The sequence below is a fragment of the Rhizobium sp. PAMB 3174 genome (assembly GCF_052908375.1).
On the sequence record NZ_CM128608.1, the window covers coordinates 3,491,101 to 3,510,467 of the forward strand.

At 62.5% G+C, this 19,367-nt stretch carries 14 protein-coding genes; all 14 read right to left on the bottom strand.

The annotated features are described in order from the left end of the window. Positions 1 to 4 precede the first annotated feature (4 nt). Entirely contained in the window at positions 5 to 2,758 is a 2,754-nt protein-coding gene (locus tag ACU5AY_RS16850) for a tetratricopeptide repeat protein (RefSeq protein WP_446827064.1), read from the bottom strand. Positions 2,759 to 2,784: 26 nt separating this feature from the next. Beyond that, positions 2,785 to 3,414 (bottom strand): alginate O-acetyltransferase AlgF, encoded by a 630-nt coding sequence (locus tag ACU5AY_RS16855; protein ID WP_446827065.1) that lies wholly within the window; start codon positions 3,412 to 3,414, stop codon positions 2,785 to 2,787. Then, a complete protein-coding gene (locus ACU5AY_RS16860) occupies positions 3,411 to 4,781 on the bottom strand; it encodes an alginate O-acetyltransferase AlgX-related protein (protein WP_446827066.1) in 1,371 nt (456 codons plus the stop codon). Before ACU5AY_RS16860 ends, ACU5AY_RS16855 begins: the two co-directional genes overlap by 4 nt. Positions 4,782 to 4,783: 2 nt before the next feature. Then, a complete protein-coding gene (locus ACU5AY_RS16865) occupies positions 4,784 to 5,641 on the bottom strand; it encodes a hypothetical protein (protein WP_446827067.1) in 858 nt (285 codons plus the stop codon). Further along, a complete protein-coding gene (locus ACU5AY_RS16870) occupies positions 5,634 to 6,776 on the bottom strand; it encodes an alginate O-acetyltransferase (protein WP_446827068.1) in 1,143 nt (380 codons plus the stop codon). Before ACU5AY_RS16870 ends, ACU5AY_RS16865 begins: the two co-directional genes overlap by 8 nt. Positions 6,777 to 6,788: 12 nt before the next feature. Then, positions 6,789 to 8,216, bottom strand: coding sequence for an MBOAT family O-acyltransferase (locus tag ACU5AY_RS16875; protein WP_446827069.1), 1,428 nt, complete (start codon positions 8,214 to 8,216; stop codon positions 6,789 to 6,791). Then, entirely contained in the window at positions 8,216 to 9,775 is a 1,560-nt protein-coding gene (locus ACU5AY_RS16880; protein ID WP_446827070.1) for a right-handed parallel beta-helix repeat-containing protein, read from the bottom strand. Before ACU5AY_RS16880 ends, ACU5AY_RS16875 begins: the two co-directional genes overlap by 1 nt. A gap of 12 nt (positions 9,776 to 9,787) precedes the next feature. Continuing rightward, positions 9,788 to 11,203: a mannose-1-phosphate guanylyltransferase/mannose-6-phosphate isomerase gene (locus ACU5AY_RS16885; protein WP_446825836.1), complete on the bottom strand. Its 1,416-nt coding sequence runs from the start codon at positions 11,201 to 11,203 to the stop codon at positions 9,788 to 9,790. A 63-nt stretch (positions 11,204 to 11,266) separates the two neighbouring features. Continuing rightward, positions 11,267 to 12,358: a pilus assembly protein PilZ gene (locus ACU5AY_RS16890; protein ID WP_446829044.1), complete on the bottom strand. Its 1,092-nt coding sequence runs from the start codon at positions 12,356 to 12,358 to the stop codon at positions 11,267 to 11,269. Positions 12,359 to 12,407: 49 nt separating this feature from the next. Further along, positions 12,408 to 13,889 (bottom strand): glycosyltransferase, encoded by a 1,482-nt coding sequence (locus ACU5AY_RS16895; RefSeq protein ID WP_446827071.1) that lies wholly within the window; start codon positions 13,887 to 13,889, stop codon positions 12,408 to 12,410. An 11-nt stretch (positions 13,890 to 13,900) separates the two neighbouring features. After that, complete coding sequence (locus ACU5AY_RS16900; protein ID WP_446827072.1) at positions 13,901 to 15,220, bottom strand: nucleotide sugar dehydrogenase; 1,320 nt, start codon at positions 15,218 to 15,220, stop codon at positions 13,901 to 13,903. A 262-nt stretch (positions 15,221 to 15,482) separates the two neighbouring features. Continuing rightward, on the bottom strand, positions 15,483 to 16,151 hold the full coding sequence (locus ACU5AY_RS16905; protein ID WP_446827073.1) for a response regulator transcription factor: 669 nt from the start codon (positions 16,149 to 16,151) through the stop codon (positions 15,483 to 15,485). 523 nt (positions 16,152 to 16,674) lie between these two features. Further along, entirely contained in the window at positions 16,675 to 17,703 is a 1,029-nt protein-coding gene (gene speB, locus ACU5AY_RS16910) for an agmatinase (RefSeq protein WP_446827074.1), read from the bottom strand. A 92-nt stretch (positions 17,704 to 17,795) separates the two neighbouring features. Then, a complete protein-coding gene (locus ACU5AY_RS16915) occupies positions 17,796 to 19,277 on the bottom strand; it encodes a protein adenylyltransferase SelO (RefSeq protein ID WP_446827075.1) in 1,482 nt (493 codons plus the stop codon). Positions 19,278 to 19,367 lie beyond the last annotated feature (90 nt).

Consider the following 19,367-nt stretch of genomic DNA (forward strand, 5'->3'; position numbering starts at 1 on the left):
AACGTCATCCTTCCGGTTGAATCGTCATGAGGGAAAGGGTCTTTCCGGCTTGCTGATACCCCGCATCCGAGGCCTTCTTGAGCCAGAAACGTGCTTTTTCCAAGGAAGGCTCGACGCCAGTGCCGAAGGCGTAAGACTGCGACAGCAGATACATCGCCTCCGCGTCTCCCCCCTTAGCCGAGCGATCGAGCCAGTCGACGGCCTCGCTCGCGGCCGCGGCAGACTTCACCGGGCCGTTCTGGATAAGCTTGGCCAGTTCGCGCATGGCGACCGGCTGGCCCGCCTCGGCCGAGCGTGTGTAGAGATCCTTGATGTCGACCTGCGCAGTGACCGCATTGCGAATGGCGGGCTTCAGCTTGTCCAGCGTTTCCAGTTCGCCCGGAATTTCCTCCAGTGGAGAAATCTTCAGCAGCTCGACGAAAAGATTGCCGGCAGTCTGTGGCGCATAGGCTGCGCTCTGGTCGTTGCCGTAGTATTTGACCAGCCGGAAATAGGCCGAGGTTTCCTTCTGCTTACGGGCTTCCTGGTACATTTCGAGCGCGGTCTGCACGGCCTGCGGCGTGTTCATTGCCTGGTAGGCATCGCCGATCTTGACCTTCCTCCAGGAATCGTCGCCGGCGAGATAGCGGGCAATTGTCAGCCAGCGGTCGGCATCTTCGGCCTTGTTGTTGCGGACGGCGAATTCGGCGAGCGCCATCGTATCGTCGTAATCGCATCCCTGGGAGCCGACCGCGCGCCGGTAGTACATGTCGCGTGTCTGCGCATCGTCCGCCGAACTGGCGAGAATGAGCTGGGCGTACATGTCGCCATAGCGCGCCATGGCCTGCTGGTATTTGGAGACCGTATCGGTCTGGCCGCCGGCCAGCGCCTGTTCGACCTGCTCCAGCAGCTCAACCGCTCGGCCGATGCCGGCCTGCGCAAGCGGCTGGAGGATCACCTGCGCCTGCTGCAGACTGTTGCGGTCGGTGATGTAGTTTTCAATCAGGAAGCGGGCGAAGTTCAGACCGGCATCCTTGTTGCCGGCGCCAGATGCGGCGTCGATGCTCTTTCGTGCCTCCGGGATATTGCCCTTCAGGAGCTTCTGCTTGAAATCGAGCAGCGCCACCGCCGCATCCACGCCAACCTGATTGGCGCCGTACTTCTTCCAGAAGGCGAGAACCTCCTGCGTACGGCCGGTGTCCTGGAGATAGCGCTGGTAGACGGCCAGCGCATTCGGACGCCGGTAGAGTGCCTGCGTCTGCATGGATGCCACCAGCAACGGGTCGTTCTTCTTCGAGATTTCATCGACCTGGTCCGGATCGATCTCGAGTGTCTTGTTACCCGCGGCATCCTCGACGCCGCTCCAGTAGGATGCGGTCTTCACGTCCGGTCCCTTCGGCGAGACGCAGAGAAAGAGCCGGTGCAGATCGGCGATTGCATCGATCTTGCCATCGCCCTCGACCGCGGCGGTCAGCAGGGTCGAGGCCCTGGAGACACCATCAGCGTCGGGCGACTGCCGCAGGATCAGATCGGCAAGGTCGAGCTTGGCATCAGCATCGCCGAGTTCGACGGCCTTTTCGAGAAGTTCGCGCACTTCCGGCGGTTCCTCCCAAATGCCCGTCCTGGCGACAATCAGTCGTGCAAGTCTCGTAAAGGCCCATGGCGGCGGCTGGTCGCGCTTGACCAGCTTGCGAAGCGCCTTCTCATAGGCCTCCCGATCAGCCGGCGAGCGGTCCTTCGTCTCCTCCAGAAGCTGGGCCTCGCGCACGAGCGCCGCCTGGTTTCCGGCAGCAACGGCCATGTCGTAGAACTTGAATGCCTTCTTTCGGTCCTTTTCGATCAGCGAGCCTTCGGCATAGGTGCGGCCCATTTCCAGCATGGCCGACATGTTGCCGCCCTCGGCCGCCTGCTTCATGTATTTGATGAGGACATTGTTGTCCTTGTCGATCTCGTCGCTTTCGAGATTAAACTCCGCCACTTTCCAGGCGGAATAGCTGTCGCCGAGATCGGCCGCGAACCGGTACCAGGCCGCGCTGGCGGTGATGTCCTTCGTCACCAGTTCGCCCTTGGAGAACTCGCGGGCGATGCGGCCGACGCGGTCGCAGATGCCGGCGTTGAGGACGCCGACGAGCGAGCCGAAGGCCATGTTGACGGCGATTTCGGGTTCGATGTCCCAGTCTTCGACCTTCTCGCCGTTGCGGGCGAGGGTCGCGAGATCGAGCATGGCGTCGGCATTCCCGCCATAGGCGGCCTCGACCTTCAGCTTCAGGCCGGCGGCACGGTCGGCTTCGATACCCCGTCCCGCCAGCACGAAGTCGGCAAGCGTATTCAGAGAGCCCGGAGAGAAGTCGGACCTGTCGAGAAGGGTTGCGATCAGCCGCTGGCTTCGGACCTTGTCGGCCTCGCCGAGCGCCAGCATCAGGCGCACGGTGTCGAACTTCTGGTCGGTGTCCGTGTAGCCGGGATCGACCGTCGGCAGGAGGGCTATGATGCGGGTGATGATCTTCTGGTACTTCTCCGCATCGAGATCGCGCAGCCGGCCCATGTCGCGCTGGATCGCATAGGAATCCTTCTTCGGCAGCGCCTTCTGGTCCCAGGCCTGCCATTGCGCGACGATCTGGTCGTCACGCAGGCGCGGGGCGCAGACGTTGTCCGGCAGGCCCTTGACCTCCGGCGGCATGAAGCGGACGGTGATCGGGTCCGATAGCGCCGGAGTTCCGGCGGCCAACGACATGACGCCTGCAATCAGCGAAAGCTTTCGAACGTGCGTTTTGATCATGGTAACCTCCGGAAATCCTGTTGATGTCAGCGGGCAATGGTGCTCGGAACCGCAATGGCGGACAGCTTGTCGCCAGAGCCGGTCAGAACCACGGTGATGCCCGAGCCGCGCTTGAATTCGACCGTGTGCAGATCCGCAACGTCCTTGCCGGACGCCTTCACGACGAGATCGAGCTTGAGCGGCGCGCGCAGCGCTACGGTCTTCGACCCGCCCATCTCGACTTTCGAGATCGCCTCGGACTTGGCCTGCGGCACGAAGACGGCAGCGTCCGCCGCATCCGAAAGGTTGTAGAGCGTCAGGCTGGCCTTGGCGGGGTTCTTGGACATGTCGTCCACCACCGTCTTGGTGCCGTCCTGCGTCAGGATGGCGGTGTAGAACTTGCCGGCTCCGGCCTCGACCTTGGCGTTGGTCAGGCTGGAGGAGACGCTGATATCGCCGGGGTCGACGGCCACGTAGGGCGACACGCCGTCGGTCAAGCCGGAGAACGAGCTGCCCTTCACGGATGCGATGGACGAGCCCGGCGAAATGACCCGCACGAAGGCGGAGTTCGGATCGATCGGCTTGGCATAGAGGCCTGCATCCTGCGCGGATGCGGTGCCGACGAGCGCGGTGAACGAGAAAATGGCGGATGCGCCGAGTGCAAGAATGGTCTTCATGATTGCTCTCCAAGGTTGGTCTTGCAGATATGAAGGGTCGTGTCGGACCCAGCATTGGTGTCAAAGGTGAGATCGAGGCCGTTGAGCGCGCCTTTCGGCATGCCGGCCGTCGAGGCGAAATAGCGGCCGGTCGCACGCAGACGATCGTCACGGCTGATTGTCCGGGTGCGGACTTCGCCATCCGATCCGGTGAAGGCAAAGGTCGCCTTGCGGTTTCCTCCGTCGCCGGCATCGGCGAGCAGAACATCACCCGGCGCGAAGGAAATCTTGGACAGGTCGGCGTGGAAGCTGTTGACTTCGCCCGGGGTCAGCGGGATCGCCTGGTCGCATTCGCCGCGCGAGGCGGCGATGATCTCGAACCACGGGCCATCGCCGTACTGGCCGAGATTGTTGTAGATCGGGTTCTCCCAGATCAGGAACCGCGGCCGCTGCTCCTGAAATTCGCGCGAGGTGATGTAGGACAGGATCGAACCGAACTGGTTGCCGCCCGAGATCGAGTAGTTTTCGACCGGCAGGCCGCTCCAGTACTGCAGCAGGCCGGCGAAGTTGCTGATCGTCTTGTCGGAATAACTGGTGCCGATCAGCGCGATGCTGCCCGTATCCTCGTTGCCGAAGATGTCGAGGCCGCTGCCGGCATCTCCACCGGCTGCCGCGTCGTCATCGCGGGATACTACGTAAGTATGCGCTTTCACTTTCGGCACGCTGTCGAGGCAATGCTGCTGCAGGAGCTTGCGCATGCTGGAGAACTCGCTGGAGACCGGGCCATCATCACGCTTGAACTTCACCGGCGTAACGTCGGCATATTCCGGCAGCGACTTGATCTTCTCGCCGACCGCCTCGGCAGCGGCATTGGCGCCCTGTGCCGTCCAGTGGAAGTCGGACTTGAAGAAGGCGAGTTCGCCGAACTGGTTTTCCGGCTTCTCGCGCATCGGCTCGGCGATATCGACCGTCGTCACGCCCTTCTTGTTCAACCGCTCGACGATGTCATCGTAGACGGCCTTGGCGATCGACGGATCGAAACCATAGAGCTGCGCCCGGTCAGGGGCGTATTGCGGCAGCACCTGCGACTTGGTGGGCACCGGCACGTAGATCAATGTCGTTCCTTTCGCCTCCAGCGCCTTGGCCATCTCCGCCATCCGGTCGGTGACCTCCGTCGTGAAGGCGTGCTGCAGGCGCATGTCGGCGAGGATGCGGTAGAACATGCCGTCCTTGCCTTCGATCATCTGCAACTCGGAAATGTCTTCGAGATTGCTGCAGCCGAAGGCCGAGCGGTCGTCGCCTTCTGCGGAGAACGCGTGGCCCGCGGCAAGGAGTGCGAAAGCCGAAGCCGCCGCTGCAAGGATGGACTGTCTCTTGAAACTGGTCATGGCTACACCTTGTTGTCTTGATCGTCGTTGGGCTTTTCGTCGGACAAGGTCTGGATCAGATTGAATGCGGCAGCGCGGATGCCGATATTGCCGCCCTCCTGCGCAATCGTCAGATATCTGATCGCCTCCTGCCGGGCCTCCGCATCATGGCTGCCGTCGCCCGACAGCAGCAGAACAGCCAGCTGGTAGGCAGCAGCGGCATCGGACTTGCCGGCCCGAGCCTCGAGAAGCTCGGTCGCTTCTTTCGGCTTCGATCCGAAGGGCTGCCCGAGGCGGTAGAAGCGAACGAGCGATTCCAGCGCCTTGTCGTTGCCATCAGTCGCCTGGCGCAGCAGCGCCTTTTCGGCCTGACGGAGATGCGCGGGGTCCATGGTTGCATCCTTCTGGGCCAGGATCTGGACCATTGGGGAAACCGCATAGTCACGGTCGTACATCGCGGCGAAGGCGAAGTAGTGCAGCGCATGGCTGAGGAGTTCCGGCTTTCCCCTCGCCATGATCACCTTGCCGAGGCTGTAGGAGCCCAGGCTGTCGCCGGCATCGGCCAGGGCCTGCAGGTCGGAATAGGGTACCTTCTTGCGGGCGATGACCTTCTTGCGCACCGCTTCGAGGCGCGGAGAAAGAGCCGGCCTGCCGGGGGCTGTCTTTACCGTGTGGGTCTTCTGACGGGCTTTGGCCTTCGGCTTGTTGACGCTGTCCTTGTCGAAGTTCGGATCCATCATGTCCTGCAGCGTATACTTCGCCCACGGTCTTTTCGGGCCCCCGGAAGAGCGTGCAAGGGCCGAGCCATCCATCAGCATCGTCGTGCCGAACAGCGCGGTCAGCACGAGAGCTGCGCGGCGCATCATCTTGCGGTCAGGCATTCTTGCCTCCCTTGGTGGGGTCGGGGGCACTTGCGGACTTCGGTTCGTCGGTACGCTTCCAGAGAATGTCCTGGCTGAGATAGCGGACAGGGAACTCCCAGATGACCAGCTGCGGCGGCGTCGACTTGAACGTGTCGCTCTTCAGGAAATCGAGCATCGGCACGCCCGGCCCCATGCCTTCCTTCGCCAGATTTAGGACATCGGTCGACATCGACATTTCGAGGAAGTCCTGGAAGCTCCAGTTTTCATTGGCGCTGTAGCTGGTCCCGACCAGGACCACCGGCACGCCTTCGTCGTCACTACCGAAGATGTCCGTTGCCGCATCCTCCTTCTGCAGTTCGGCACGGAAGAGCGGCACCTTTTCCTGCTTCAGGCCGGCCGTCGCGGCATAGTCCGGCGAGGTGATGAACTTGGTGAGATCGCCCCAGAACTCGACCGGTTTCTCGCTCTTGCCCTTGACCTCTTCCTTCACGAAGTCGAGGCCGGCGCCATTGACGGCGTTGCCGATCGCGCCCGCCACGACCTGCGCGCCCTCGGGCGTCCAGTGGGTGTCGCTCTGCAGGAAGACGCCGCCTCTTTCCTTGTCCGCGATCAGCGCCTCGCGGCTGTCGACGGTTGTCATGCCGGCGGCCTTCAGGGATGTATTGAAATCAGCGTAGGCCTGGCGAATGGCATCGCCGGACATGATCGAGCCGAGGTGTTCCGCGTAGACATCGGCCTTGGCCGGAATGGGTACGACCACCAGCTGGCTTCCCGCGGCGCGAAGCTCGTCACGCACCTCGGCGATACGGGCGACCGCATCCTTGATGTCGGCGTCGGAGATCGGCCGGAATTCCTCCTCGGTGAAAAGCCAGCCGTCCTTGCCGACGACGACGCCGTCGCGACCGGCGCCGAGAAGCGCGTAGCGCGCTGCGCCAACGACGCCGATCGCGACCTCGCGATGCGGAAGCGAGGTCTTGTAGAGGTGATCCATGTCCTTGGTCGCGTCGCCGTCGACGAAGTAGGAAACGGACAGAGGCTTGGAGCTTTCCTCCTTCGGCGGCGTCATCAGGAGATCGGCGTTGGCATAGATCGCGTAGCCGAAGAAGACTGCCGGAAGCAGGGCGTTCACATAGGTTTTGGAAATCTTGACCATGGTCGCCTCGCGTCAGAACTGGAAGTAAAGGAAGGGGGAGAAGCTCTGCTCGGAGAGCTTGGCGATCGACAGAACCATCAGCGCCGTCATCGTCAGCGAATAGACGAGCGAGGTGTCGAGCACGGCGGTTCCGTCACCGCTGACGGTGAGCTTCTCGAAGGCCGGTTCCTTGAAGTGGCGCTCGGTCGCCGCCACCATGAAGGCCAGCCCCAGGAACACGATGTGCTCGGCACTGATGTTGGCAAGGAAGTCGAGCCGCGGCATGAAGCCGTTGAGGCCGAGCATGCCCTGATACATGGTGATCGCATCACCGACGCTGGTCGCGCGGAACATCACCCATCCGATCATCACGATCAGTAGTGTCAGCGGCAGGGCGAAGGCGTAGTTGCGGGCAACCTTGCTCCAGCCGGTGGCGCGCTCGGCCGCGAGCCATGACCCGTGCCATCCGCCCCAGAGCACGAAGGTCCAGTTGGCGCCGTGCCAGAGGCCGCCGAGCAGCATGACCACGATCAGGTTGACATAGGTGCGCAGCTTGCCTTTGCGGTTGCCGCCGAGCGGAATGTAGAGGTAGTCGCGCAGCCAGGTGGAGAGGCTGATGTGCCAGCGCTGCCAGAACTCGGTGATCGAGGTGCTGACATAGGGCGTGTCGAAGTTCTTCATGAACTTGAAGCCCATCATCAGGCCAAGGCCGATCGCCATGTCCGAATAGCCGGAGAAGTCGAAATAGAGCTGCAGCGTGTAGGCGGCTGCACCCAGCCAGGCTTCGGTCATGGTGACGCCGGGCACGCCGAAGGTATGATCGGCGATGGGCGCGATCGCGTCGGCGAGAAGCACCTTCTTCGACAGGCCGATCGTGAAGACGTACATGCCGGAGCAGAACATCGCCAGACTGTGCGTGCGGGACTCGAACTGGTCGGCAAGGTCGCGGAAGCGCAGGATGGGGCCGGCGATCAATTGCGGGAACAGCGCGATGAAGGCCGCGAAGTCGACGAAATTGCGGGTCGCAGGCGTGTCCTTGCGATAGACGTCGATGACATAGCCGACGGCCTGGAAGATGTAGAAGGAAATGCCGATCGGCAGGATCAGCCGCCAGTGAACGCCTAGGCCGTCCGGGGTGGTGCCGAGCAGCTCGGCGAAGCTGTCGATGAAGAAATTGAGATACTTGAAGATGCCGAGAACAGACAGGCAGCCGACCACGCCGAGGATCAGCGGGATCTTCTGGCGCGCCTGCCCTTCCCATTTCTCGATCATCAGGCCGCAGGCATAGGCCCAGGCGGTGACGGCCACGAACAGGACGAGAAAGTCCGCCCGCCACCAGGCGTAGAAGGCATAGGAGCCGATGAGGATCGTCCAGGACTTGAAGCGGTCCGGCGTCAGGTAATAGACGACCAGGAACAGCGGCAGGAAAAGGAACAGGAATGTTTCGGAGGAAAAGACCATTAGCTTCTGTCTCCCAGATCGCAGGTTTCCAGGCCGTAGGGTGAAATGCCCGACACATCCATCTGGCTCGGCAGCGGGTTGCCGGTCAGCGTCATGTCCGCGCCTTGCAGGCCGGTGTCGGCCTTCAGGAGGGCAGGAACGAAGCGCGCCAGTTCGCCATCGAACAGGATCGGCATCTGGGCGCTGAAGTCGTTGCCGGTAAGCGCGACGGAGCGCACGGCGGCGCCGAACAGGCCGGACTTGTTGCCGTCGAAGACGTTGTCGCTGATCGACAGGTCGCCGGACATCGGTTGCTGGACGACCGAGACCGCCATGCCGTCGTTGCCGACGAGATCGTTGCCGGAGATGGTCACGGAAGAGGTCTGCCTCAGCTTGATGCCGGACTGGCCGTTGCGGAACACGGTGTTGCCCGCAAGATCTGCGCAGACGGACCGAACGAGGCCCACGCCGCCCTGGCGGTTTCCGGCCAGCAGATTGTCCGAAATGGTAAGCTTTCGCGTACCATTGGCTGCGAATACGCCGCTGCCGCCGTTGTCGATCACGACATTGCTCGTAATCTTGGCATCCGACGTGCCGCCCTTGAGGCTGATGCCATGCGACTTGAGGGTTCCGGAGATCAGATTGTCCGCGATGCGGGCGTGGTCGACGCGGTTGAGTTCGATCGCCGGTCCGCTCATTGCCCGGAAGGTATTGCCGCGCAGAACGAGGTTCTTGGCGTTGCGGAACGTCAGCGTGCCGGCATTGTCGAAGACACTTCCGACCACATAGGAGCGGATCTTCGACGGAAAGATCGCCCCGCCAATCAGCGATACGCCCTCCATGGCCGAATAGCCGTCAAAGCCGAGGTTGGAGAAATGCGTGCCGCTGACCTGCATGCCGCCGGTGAGCGCCGTGGTGATGAAGGGGCGGTACTTTTCCTGCCGCGCATTGCCATTGCCGAGACCGGTCACGGTCGCGCCGTCGGCGCGCAGCAGGCCGGCATTGAACAGGAAGACGCCATTGGCATCGTCCAGCCGCAGATCGTCGCCGGGTTCGAGGACGAGTTCGGCGTCGGACCAGACGATGATCGGCCAGTGAGCGACGAACCCTCCGTCTTCGGCGACGATGGCTTGCGGATCGACCTTTGCCGCCGCCGCCGCGAGTTCCTTCAAGGTCATGCGTCCGCCACGGACGAAAAGTGTCGGCGCTTCGCGGGAGGGGAGCGCCTGGCGCAGCTGCAGGTGATAGTTCGCACCCATCTGCATGCGAAGCTGGGCGAGAACGAAATCGACCTTCACGCTGTCGACCTCTCCCGCGCCGGTAGCTGCGCCGAGCGTGAGGATCGACGCCGTCTTCTTGCCCTGCAGGACGCCGAGCATGGCCGGCGTCATGGCGTAGGGTCCCTTGGCCATGTTGCCCACCTCGGCCGCCGGCGGCTCGCCGAGCTGCGCGACCGCCGCGATGTTGGCGACCTGCCGCGACAGATCCTCCGTGTGACGGCGGTCGTTGGGACCGGCGGCATGGGAGGCCGTGGCGAGCAGGGCGCCGATCAGCGCGAGAACCGTGGGGCGGGCAATCATACCAGTTCCCCCCTACTCGCCGGCCATCTGTAGCGAAGCCGCTTGCGCCGCGACCGTTTCGACGACGACGCTGCAGCAGACTTCGACGATCTGCATTGGCTCTTCCGGGCTGCAATAGATGACGCCGCTGGCGCCCATCGGAATTTCCAGCGTCTCGCCGGTCGAAAGCGGCTTGGTGCCGGCATCGCCCTTGAAGACGCCGCGGCCTTCGGCGATCGTCAGCATGCGGTGGGATTGCGGATCTTCCGAGAAGGTGATGGCGGTGCCGGGACGCAGTGTCATCACACGCAATTCGTAGCCGGGGCCTTCCTGGATGCGGCGCACCTCGCCCCAGGTCATCTGGTTGCGGGCATGCTGCATGAGCTCGCGCCGCTTGATCGACTCCAGCTGCTTGACGACCTGTTTGACCTGCTGGGCCTTGTCATGGGACGTGACCAGCAGCGCGTCGTCCGTATCGACGACGACCACATTGTCCATGCCAACGACGGCGATCAGTTTGCCGGAGGCGCGGATATAGGAATTGCGGGAGTCGATGCAGACCACATCGCCGCTGATGACATTGCCGTCCTCGTTCTTGTCGGCGATCTGGTGGAGAGCGCTCCAGGCACCGACATCGTTCCAGCGGACGGCAAGCGGCGCGACCACGGTCAGCGGCGACTGTTCGAAGATGATCGACTCCGTCGGCTGGTTGGAAGCCGCGGAGAAGGATTCCGCATCGAGGAAGATGGCGTGATCCGTCTCTTCGGCAAGCGCCAGGGAGGCGCGCACGGCGGCGAGCGTCGCGGGATCGAGGCGCTGGAACTCGGAAATCAGCACATCGGCGCGGAACAGGCTGATGCCCGAAGACCAGTAGGCGTTTCCGGACGCAATCAGGCGGCTCGCCACTTCGAATGGCGGCTTCTCGACGAAGCTTGCCACGCTGCGGGCGCCCGGCACGTCATCGAGCAGGCCGCCGTCGACGATGTAGCCGTATCCGGTTTCGGGATATTCCGGCTGCACGCCGAAGAGAACGATGCGACCGCTCTGGGCCGCGGGGCGCATGGCCAGCACGCAGGCGGCGAGGTCGCCGCGGACGATATGGTCGGACGGCAGGACGCAGATCAGCGCGTCGGGCTGGGTTTCGGCCAATGTCAGGGCCGTGGCGAGAACCGCCGGGCCGGTGTTGCGGGACAGAGGCTCGGCAATGATCCGGGCCGGGCAATTCAGCTCATGCAGCTGCTGAAGCACGGTTCCGACATGCGCACTGCTGACGGCGACGATCGGATCGCTGAAGCCGTCCTGTCGCTGGCGCTCGATCGTGGCATGGAAAAAGGTGCGGCCAGTGGTGCCTTCGATCCGCTGGAACTGCTTGGGATGCTCTGTCCGAGACAAGGGCCACAGTCGCGTGCCGACACCGCCGCAAAGGATCAGTGGGTGAATGGTCTGCATCGTCTTCTCCTGTTTATTTGGCTTCGGGTCCGATCCGGCGATGGAGATCCATCGCCCGGGAAATCAGACCTGGCCGGGGATCTGGTTGATGAGCCGGGTGACCCTGTCCTTCAGTTTCATGGCGGTGGCATTGACGACACGGATCGAAACCGGCGTTCCGAGCGCTTCGCCGGCAATCGGACCATCCGGCACGAGGCGAACGTCGACTTCATGCTCGCGGCCCGTGGGGCGGAAGGCGTCCGGGGCGTCGGCCGGCTTGGCGTAGACGACGCGGCCGTCCGAAAAGTGCAGTTCGGCCAGCGAACCGTTGAGCAGCATCTTGGCGAGATCGGGTGACATGGTGGCCTCGACCACCGGTTCGACATTGCCGCTGACCGCTTCGACCACCGGATCGCCGGCGAGGACGGTCGCGCCCTCAGCGATCTTGCCCGGCAGGACCTTGCAGTCGCAGGGCATGGTGACATTCAGCGTGTCGCCGGAATTGGACCGCAGCGAATAGACGACATCGCCCTTGGCGGCCGCCGTGTTGAGGTAGGAGATCTGGCCGCTCGCCACGGCTCGCAGCACTTCGCCATTGCCCGTGACCATTCCGAGCTGCGGCACTTCATGCGAGAAGATGCGGCTGTAGGCGAGATTTGCGACAATCCCGGCCAGCGCCAGGGTCAGCACGGATGTGGCGAGGAAGCGGGCGAACCGGCGCGCGCCGCCACCAATGCCCGAGGCCGCCGCCCCCTTTTTGGCTTCCGGACCGGATGCCTTGTCGCGCAGGCCGATGATCCGGTCGACCGACATGATGTCGCCGGCGATGTAGGAGTTCAGCAGATAACGCAGGGCTGGAAGATGATCGCCCGTCGGCTGGGTGAAATCGAGACGCATTTCGCCGGTTTCGCTCTGGGCCCTGGCGATGCGGGCCTCGACCGGCAAGGTGATGGCGTAACCGCTGAAATCGAAACGCAGGACTGCGAGGCGCTTCTGGCCATCCAGCTCAGGTCCGGACAGGCCGGCGACATGCGCGTTCACCAGCGAAATGCTGGAGCCGGTATATTGCCGCCCGTCGATGATGGCGCGGAAGGGAATGCGCACGGACGGGTGTTCGCTGCCATTGTCGAGCGGCATCGGGCCCAGGCCCGGTTCTACGTCGGACTGCACGGACATACTCTTGGGAGCAGTATTTTCAATATCCATTGTCGACTATCCTTTCATATCAGATGAGGCCGCCGATATAGGCGATGCCGAGGACCAGCCAGCCAACGGCCAGCGCATGCATGTGAGTGGAGCCCGCTGCCCGCCAGCGCTGTGCGATGCCCTGCGAGGTGGCGCGTCCCTCGGTCGTCTGGCGGGTCCACTTCTGCCGGTCGAGGCGGAAGAGAACGAAGCTCTTGATGAGGGCGCCGCCGATCTGGCTGAAGTAGAGAAGGAACGGGTAGCTGATGGGAAAGCTGCGGCCGCGCGCGCCGAGGATGATCGTGCAGGCAACGTATCGCGTCAGCATCACCCAGGAGAGGTAGACCGGCAGGATCCAGGCGCTGACGAAAACGGCGGCGAGCAGGACGCTGGCGGGACCGGCAAGCGTCGTCCAGATCGACACCGCCTGGTCGAGGATCGACCACCAGGTGAAGTAGCCGATGCGTGACGGGCCCAGGCTCAGCGCCCGCCCGTTGGTGCGCAGCATGTTGCCGAACCAGCGGATCATCAGCACGCCGGCGGATTCGAAGAAGCCGGGCTTCGGCTGGGTTTCGATCGCCGTCGTCAGCAGGTCCGGCAGGTACAGCATCTTGTAGCCGCGCTTGAGAAGCCAGAACCATGTCGACTTGTCGTCGCCGGTCAGGAACTGAACGCGGCCGAGGCGCCAGTGATCGATGTGATCGTTGCGGACCATCTCGATGAAGCCGGTCTCGGTGGCGAGGCTGGCACGGAAGACGGACATGCGGCCGGTCAGCGTCAGCACGCGTTCGCTGAGCGCCATCGACGACATCATCACGTGACGCTGGGCGAAGCGGAGCTCGAACCAGTCGCGGAAGAACCTGCTGCCCTGGGTTTCGCTTCTCTCGTCCGTTGTCACGGCACCGACGGCCGGGTCGGCGAAGAACGGGATGGACCGGTCGACGACATCGAGGGGAACGCAACTGTCGCCGTCCACGAGAAGGATTACGTCGTCGCGGCCGGGATTGAGAGCGGCAATGGAGCGCAACGACGTGGCGAGCGCATCCCGCTTGCCCGTGCCGGGGATCTTGTCGATCTGCAGGTGGATTGCCGGCTTGCCGGCGCCCTGTTCTTCCATCACCGAGGCCATCACCTGGCGGATCAGCCGGCGGTCGGATTCATCAACGATGGAAGCGATCACCGAGGCTCCGCCCTTCGCGTGGCACGCAGCTTCGAAGACGCTGCGGTACACGCGGGCCGAGATCTCGGAAGGGATCTTGTAGGTGGTCACCAGGAAGAAGGCGTGATTGCGCTTGCCGCGCCGCTGATATTCGGCCTCGGCCGCCGCCCGGCGACGGGGATAGGCCACCTTCTGATAGTACATCGCGCGCACGATGTTCGTCGCTGCCCAGCCATATCGCCAGAGGCCGATCGTTCCGACCGTGATCAGCGCACCCGTGTAATTGTCGAACGGTGAGTTCGGAACGCAAAGCGCAAGCGCGGTGATCGCCAGAAGATAGAGGATGTGGCCGGGCAGTGTCATTGTCGCGCCCCTTACCAGCAGATGCCCTGATAGGTGCCGTGCGAGCGCATCTCCGGACGAATGCGCAGAAGGTCCACCATCGGAACGTTCAGCGAGTGTTCCATCAGGAGCGGCATCGCCTCATCGTAATGATTGCCGACGAGGATGATGTCGGCGCCCTTGATGAGATCGCTGACATCGGCGACCAGGCGGCTCGAGAGATCGTTGACCGCGTCATTGCCACGACCGGCGCCGCTCATGCCCTCGCTGAAGGCCGTCTGCACGAAGGGATCATAGATCTTCAGGTCGTAACCCTTGTCGATCAGCCGTCCGGCGAGCTTGGCGAGCGGGCTTTCGCGCAGATCGTCCGTGCCGGTCTTGAAGCTGATGCCGACCATGCCGATCGACTGGCCGCCAAGTTCTGAGACCATGGTTTCGGCGCGCGCGATCTGCGCCTGGTTGGCCTCCAGCACGGCATCGAGGAGATGTGAGCTGACATGCTTTTCCGAGGCCAGATGGCGCAGGGCGCGCACGTCCTTCGGCAGGCAGGAGCCGCCGAAGGCGAAGCCGGGACGCATGAAGTAAGGCGAAATGTTCACCTTCAGGTCCGAGCAAAGGATCTTCATCACCAGCTGACCATCGACGCCGGACGCTTTGGCGATATTGCCGATCTCGTTTGCAAAGGTGACCTTGACCGCGCGCCAGGAATTGCTGGTGTACTTGATCATTTCCGCCGTCGCGAGACTGACGGAATGGCACTCGCAGGGCAGCTTGGCGTTGATCGCGTGAAGGATTTCATCGGTCGGCTTGTCGAGTGTGCCGAAAACGATCAGGCCCGGGTCGTAGTTGTCGGCAATCGCCGTGCTTTCCCGCAGGAACTCCGGATAGTAACCGACACCGAAGTCGCTTCCGGCCTTCAGTCCCGACGCTGCTTCCAGGGCGGGGACACAAACCGAATCCATGGTGCCGGGAACGATGGTCGAACGGATGACCACCGAATGGAACGCTCCCTTTGCAGCGATGGCCGCGCCGATCATCTCGCAGGCCGACACCACATAGGTCAAACCGACCGATCCGTCCGCAGCGCTCGGCGTTCCGACGCATACGAAGGAAATATCGGTGTCAGCCACCGCTTCGGCCGTGTCGGTGGTTGCCGTCAGCCGACCTTCCGCGACAGCCTTCTCGATCATTTCGCCAAGCCCGCGCTCGACGATGGGAGTCCTGCCGGAATTGATGGCCTTGACCTTCTCGGGATCGACATCGCAGGCCACGACCTGATGGCCGTCATTGGCCAGGCATGCCGCCGACACCGCACCAACATAACCGATTCCGAACACGCTAATTCTGGCCATCGCCTTCACCTCTCAGCTGCTGCGGACGCTATCGAGGCACCGCGCATCTTGGTTAACAGAACTTTAGTCTGCCCTTAGATAAGCGCTTCAAATCCAATCGATGGAAGTCAGGAATAGCTTGACAGCTGTAAGGAAAACCCGAAATTTTTTGACGAAAATTAGGCATAAAAATCAATCATTTAGCCTAATTATTGTGCAACGCAAAAAGCCGCTGGCGGTCAATGACCGGCAGCGGTGTCACTATGTACTGGAATGCTCTTGATTAACTCAGCCAGCCGTTCCTGATGGCGTATTGGACAATTTCGGAGCGGCTCGACAACGAGAGCTTCTTGACCGCCCTCGACTTGTAGGTTTCGACCGTCTTCTGGCTGAGGCTGATGTCGGCGGCGATTTCCTTGGTGGCGAGGCCCATGGCCACGTAACGCAGGACCGCTTCTTCCCGGTCGGTCAGCGGGCCGCGTGGCGCACTCGCCGACACAGCCCCTGTCAGGCCGGTGCTCTCGGCACGATAGGTGATCGGCTCCACCATTTCTTCGGGCGGCTCGAGAACTCCGCCATGGCCGAGAACATTTATGGCCTTGAGGATTTTCTGGACCGATGCTGTCTTGGGGACGACCCCTGCATAGCCGAGATTCATATAGTGACGCGACGAATGCGGATCCGTCACCGCGCAATAGGCAAGGGCCCGTGTCTGCCTGCTGGCTTCACTGACGGCGACAAGCCCGGCCGGAACGGACCTTTCGAGAAACTCAGGGTCTGTCACAAGCACGTCGGGACGCAACCTGCTCACCTGAATCGACACGTCGTCGATAGCGTCAAATGGCCTTACGGCCCTTAAATTCTTGGTTGAATTGAGGAGTGCGGCCAACCCGTCCGCCAAGACCGGGTTTTCGTCCAAAATCAACACGCGAATGAATTCGGAATTATCCATATCTTTCCCTCTCACGCAGGTAATTCGGGGTTTGGCGCGTTAGGCGCGCGCTTCAACCACAAGAGACCTTCCCCAAAGGGTTCAATGCTCAGTTCAAAATGTCTGTTGGTATGCCTTTCCAAGTATGCTTGATTATACAGACCAGGTCGCCTAGACCCGGCGCCATGAAACTGGCTCGCAGAATATTGCGGTGCAATATGTCAAGTGTAAGGCAGTTTGAACTGCCGCCCGGGCGGAACGAGGACTTGGCATACCTCACACCCATCAGGCCGCGCATAAGAATGATGCTGCAACCGGACACGAATTCGGCATTATACAAATGAATGAATGTGCTTAGTGCAATTGCAGGCGCGCACGACTCGCGGGCCAAAAATTTGTCGTACGAGTCAGCTTTAGACCGCCGGAATGCGACGCATGCGCGAATTTTCGTGCCGGCGAGCACGAATAGGTTAGGCAGACCGGCAAATTTGGCGCGCCGATCACAATTCGGATGTGTCGGTTTCCTTCCGCGTCGTGCCGCCGATCAGCACATCAGCGACAGTATCTCGAACAGCATCTGCGCGCCGGCATGGGCGGTGTTGGTGGTGGCGTCATATTGCGGCGCGACCTCGACGACGTCACCGCCGACAATGTTCAGCCCGGCCAATCCCCGCAGCAGCGCCTGTGCTTCGCGCGTCGAGAGGCCGCCGATTTCCGGCGTTCCGGTGCCAGGTGCGAAGGCCGGATCGAGGCTGTCGACGTCGAAGGACACATAGACCGGCCTGTCGCCGACCAGATCCCGCGCCCGGGCGATAACCGAATCGAGGCCGATCGCGTTCAACTCTTCCGCGTGGATGACGGTCATGCCGGAATCATAAGAGAACTCCCACAGCATCTCGGAAGAGCCGCGAATGCCGATCTGGATCGTATGGCGCGGATCGAGTGCGCCTTCGAGCACCGCATGGCGGAAGGGGCCACCATGGTGGAAGCGGCATTCCTCGTAAGGTCCGCCGGTATCGCAATGGGCGTCGATATGGATCATGGCGACCGGCCCATGCTTCTTGGCAACCGCACGCAGGATCGGCAGCGAGATCGAATGATCACCACCGACCGAAAGCGGCCTTGCACCGCCAGCGATGATCGCGTCGATCGCCTTTTCGATATCTTCGTGGCAACCGATCAGATCGTAGCGGCTACGGAAACTGACGTCGCCGACATCGGCGACCTTGAGTTCGAAGGTCGGGGCGACTTTCAGCACGTGATTATAGGGTCCGATCCGCTCGATCGCCCGCAGGGCCCGCGGCCCGAAACGGCAACCGTTGCGGTTGGAAATCGCCAGATCCATCGGCATGCCGATGATCGCCACATCGAGACCGGAGAAATCCGGATTGGCCCAGTCGATCGGCCGATAGGGCGCATCGAGGAAGGTGGGCAGGCCGGTATAGGGAGCGGCGCGCTTTCCGGTCTTGTCGATCACCTTGCCGACGATCTTGCTGAAATGCTCGTCGTGGACGGCCTTCTCGTTGTCGCCGGTATAGCGGGCTTTCAGGTATTCGAGATGATCGTCGGACATGGTCTTCCCCTTTGCGGCACAGTCGACGAACTTATCGCGAGCGGCGGGGGAAAAGGCAACCGGTTTGCCGGAGGATCATGCCCGTTTGCGGCTCAGGTGCCGCAGAACGTGCGCGCGACCTCTTCGTCCGGCATCGGCGGTTCGGCGTAGCGGGCAAACGCCGGCTGATCCTCGTAGGGATTGGCAAGCACGCGCATCAGCGCCTCGAACAGGGAGAAATCCCCCTCCTCCCGTGCCGCGACAATCGCCTGCTCGATGCGGTGATTGCGGGGAATGAAGGCGGGATTGGCGCGGCGCATCGCTGCGGCGCGGTCTTCCGGTGCAATCCCGTCGCCATCGACATGGGCCCGCCACTCGGCAAGCCATGCCAGCGCAGCCTCGCGATCGATGAACTCGGCAGCAAAGTCGGCATCCGCCGTCGAAGACAGGGCGCTGGCGGTGAGCGCCCGAAAGCTGCGGGTGAAATCGGCGCGTCCGTCTTCCATCAGCTTCAGGAGCTTCTGCGCCAGATCGAAATCGCCTTCGCCCGGCGTCGCAATGCCGATCTTGGCGCGCAACACCTCCAACCATCGGTCGTTGAAACTATTGCCGAACGCCTTGATGGCTTCGTTGGCGCGCTCGACGGCCTTGTCCATGTCCGTGTCGAGCAGCGGCAGGACGGCTTCGGCGAAGCGCACCAAGTTCCATTGGCCGATGGTCGGCTGGTTGGCGTATGCGTAGCGGCCGTGGGCGTCGATCGACGAGAACACCTTGTTGAAGCTGAACGCATCCATGAAGGCGCAGGGACCGAAATCGATGGTCTCGCCGGAGACCGCCATGTTGTCGGTGTTCATGACGCCGTGAATGAAGCCGACGCGCATCCATTCGGCGATCAGCGACGCCTGGCGTCGGCAGACCGCTTCGATCAGCAGAGCGTAGCGGTCTTCCTCACCGTCCAGCTCCGGATAGTGGCGGGCGATCACATGGTCCGCCAAGAGGCGCAGGGCCTCCTCATCCTGGCGGGCGGCGAAATACTGGAAGGTGCCGACACGGACATGGCTGGCGGCGACGCGGGTGAAGACGGCGCCTGGAAGCTTCGTTTCGCGGTAGACTGTATCGCCGGTGGTGACAGCCGCCAGCGCGCGGGTGGTCGGAATGCCGAGCGCATGCATGGCTTCCGACACGATATACTCCCGCATCACCGGACCAAGCGCGGCGCGGCCGTCGCCATTGCGTGACCAAGCCGTCGGACCGGCGCCCTTCAACTGGATATCGCGGCGATGGCCTTCACGGTCGACGACCTCGCCCAGAAGCAGCGCGCGTCCGTCGCCAAGCCGGGGCACGAAGTGGCCGAACTGGTGGCCGGCATAGACCTGCGCCACCATCGCGGCACCGGGCAGCGGTTCGTTGCCGGAGAAGATCTCCGCGCCGTCCCGTTCCAGAAGGGCGACATCGAGACCCAATTCGCCGGCAAGCGCATGGTTGAAGGCAAACAGCCGCGGCTCGCTGGCATGAGCCGGACGGGCGTCGGCATAAAAGCGCGCCGGCAGCAGCGTATAGGAATTGTCAAATCGGATCGGCGGGGACGCGTCCATTGGTCTTGCCCTTCTCTTCAAGCCCCAAAGATGGGGCAGGAAAGGCTCAATTCCAAGCCTGTCTTTCGGGATTGAGCCGGCATAAAGCAG